Annotated in this window: 2 protein-coding genes; both read right to left on the bottom strand. The window is 52.7% G+C overall.

What is annotated here, in order from left to right; genetic code table 11:
• Positions 1 to 29: 29 nt before the first annotated feature.
• The gene (locus F9B91_RS12135; protein WP_186805917.1) at positions 30 to 878 is read right to left on the bottom strand and encodes a hypothetical protein; all 849 of its coding nucleotides are present in this window, start codon (positions 876 to 878) and stop codon (positions 30 to 32) included.
• Positions 879 to 910: 32 nt separating this feature from the next.
• Positions 911 to 2,140: an ATP-binding protein gene (locus tag F9B91_RS12130; RefSeq protein WP_150923306.1), complete on the bottom strand. Its 1,230-nt coding sequence runs from the start codon at positions 2,138 to 2,140 to the stop codon at positions 911 to 913.
• Positions 2,141 to 2,895: the final 755 nt, after the last annotated feature.

The following is a 2,895-nucleotide window of genomic DNA, read 5'->3' as shown; positions in this document are numbered from 1 at the left end:
AAAAAGCAGCCTGCACTTTTTTTGTCTGCCTATCTGCCGGTCAATACCAACCGTTGGCAGAAGGCTTCCCAATCGGCAAGGGGCACAACGCGTGTGCCGTCTGCTAACCGGTGTACATCGGAAGCGTAGGCGGTGTGCCAATAGGTGTAAAACGGTAGTTTGGCGATGTCAACTTCCGATATGGCAAGAGCATTATCCTGTTCTGGCGTATACACAATCGGCAGGCCGAAATAGCTGCATTGGCCGTCTTCCGCTTGATTGCCTGTGTGGCTGGTTTGGCAGCGGTGTTTACCGGTACGGACAAACAGACGGCAGAATGCGTTCCAATCGTGCAGAAACACGGCGGCTTGCCCGTCTATCAGGCTTTGGGCGGAACCGATGCTGCTATCCCGCCAAAACGGGTAGAACGGCAATTCGGCGATGTGGCGCTCCATGACGACCGGGCAATCGCCCTCTCCTGCCGGCCGCATCACCGGAACGCCGAAACAGGCGGTTTCAGGCAAGGCATGTGCAGGCTGCATGAAGGCATTTTGCAGGATAACGACCGCTTCGGCAGGATCGATACCTAAACTATCTATGGCAGGCTGCAAGGTTGCGGGCAGGTCGCAAAAGCAGCCTGCACCTTCCGGCAGGCAGTACACCGAGTTGTGCGTATGGGCCAGCGGTGCCGCCCATTGGGTAACGGGCGAGGTGCGGATTCGGCTGCCTGCGGCAAAGCGTCCCGCCCCGTCTTGGGCGACCGTGCCGTACACCACTGCATACTCGGATTTGCCGGGCGTGTGGTAGCGCGTGAAGGTCCAGTCGGTGAGCTTGCAGGGGGATAGGGTGCTGTCGTGGGGATGTTCGGATGAGATGGGGGGGTCGAGGGTGTTGGGCATGGTTCATTCCTTGAAGGGCGGTTTCGGTAGCTTCAAACATAGGCCGCAGGCACGGCAACCAAATTCTCCGCCAACCAGATTTTTTGCGGGTACTGGTTGATAATCGTACCGTGGGCGATGCCCAATTCGTTTGCTAGCAGCGTGTTGCGCAATAGGTTGAAAGCGGCGGCCATTTTTTTATTCGGATTGGCGGTGGCTTTGATTTCAACGGGGTACAGCATCTGCTGGTGTTCGATCAGTAGGTCGATTTCTTTTTGATTGGTGTCGCGGTAAAAATAAATCGGCGGTTCTTGGCCTTGGTTGTGGAAGGATTTGATGATTTCACCCACCACGAAGGTTTCAAAAAACTGCCCGCTCTTGGCTCCGTTTTGAATGGTTTCCGGCGTCAGCCATTTGGTCAGGTAGGCCATCAGGCCGGTGTTCAGCATATAGACTTTCGGGGTTTTGATGGCGCGTTTAAGGTGGTTGTTGCCATAGGGTTGCAGCAGATAGACGATGCCCGATGTTTGCAGCACGGTGAGCCAACGCTTGACGGTATCCAACGATACGCCGATTTCCTGGGCCACGCTGCTGTAATTCAATAATTCCCCGCTGCGGGCGGCAATAGCAATCATGAACCGAGTGAAATCGCCGCTGCTGCCTACATTGACCAATTGGCGCACGTCGCGTTCGATATAGGTGGCGACATACGAGGCATAATAAACCTGCCAGTCGGTTGCGGGTTGCTCGTATAAGCGCGGCATATCGCCGCGGTGGATAATCTGCCAGATATTTTCGTGTTCGGGCAAACTGAATACCGGTTTCCGGTCAGCCAAATAGCCTTCGTCCGGCACAAAGGCCGTCTGAAAATCATCGCCGCGCATTTCGCGCCACGACAATCCGTTTAATTTCAATACCGCAATACGCCCGGCCAGGCTTTCGCTGACATTTTGCATCAACTCAAAAGCCTGAGAACCGGACAGCAGGTACAGGCCGTTCTGCTTGCGCCGGTCTATATCCATTTTCAGCAGGGGGAACAGCTCGGGGGCATATTGGACTTCGTCCACAATCAGCGGCGGCGTGTGGTTCAATAAAAACAGTTGCGGCTCGTTTTCGGCTTGGTCGAGCAGTAAGGGATCGTCTAAGGTAAGGTATCCGTATTCGGGCGCAATGTGCTGAAGCAGCGTAGATTTACCGACCTGCCGCGCACCGGTCAGCAATACAGCGGGAAATTGTGCGGACAGCTTTTGCAGGACGGATTGCAGGTGACGTGGGTAATACATAACAAAATCCAGTTTAACTTAAGACGGAATCTTAATTTAAACTGGATTTTTGCGCAATACATCTTATTTTGTGTGGTAATGATGCCGTAGGTCACACCGCGAAACAGCCGGACACTCCTCGTTATGCAGGCGGACATGGTTCTCGGGCGTGATGTGCCGCTTGTTTTGGCTGTTGGGCAGATAATCAACAATGGAGACCGGGCTGCATGAAACGGTAGATTCTCCAGCGGTACAAAAGGTACATGAAGAGTTAACAGCATTGAGCGATCAGCGAGAATAACAGGAAGTAGCTGATGATGACGCTTACAGATACGCTAACCCGACTAAAAAAAGAACCGCTCTTTCCAGTTAGGCAAGCTGACCGACAAAGGCACATCCGAACCACTGCTGAAACCAGAACATGCTCTTTCGCAGCTGCAGAGGGTTTTTGACGGGGTTCAGATGGCACTAAGGGGGGTGAGCTCATGGAGCACAGTACGCAGGCCTTCCTACTTCAAGTACGCTCAACAGAACAGCAACGGATACTGTGTTCTACCCGTAGTGATATCAATGCGCTCATGAAGGAGGTGCAAGGCATCAAACATCCTTTCCATAACCTATCTACATTCAACCAGAGATATTCAGCCCCGCCCTTCTAAAACATCATCGGTATCCTAGAATCCCAACTACAATCCTGATAATTATTGGTGGAACCAATATTAACCAAATCGCCAGCCAATAAACAAGCCACCCTGATTGGGTGGCCTTTTTATTAT

It is taken from the genome of Streptococcus mitis, assembly GCF_008763935.1.
GTDB lineage: Bacteria > Bacillota > Bacilli > Lactobacillales > Streptococcaceae > Streptococcus > Streptococcus mitis_DB.
This window is presented reverse-complemented; position numbering and strand designations above follow the sequence as displayed.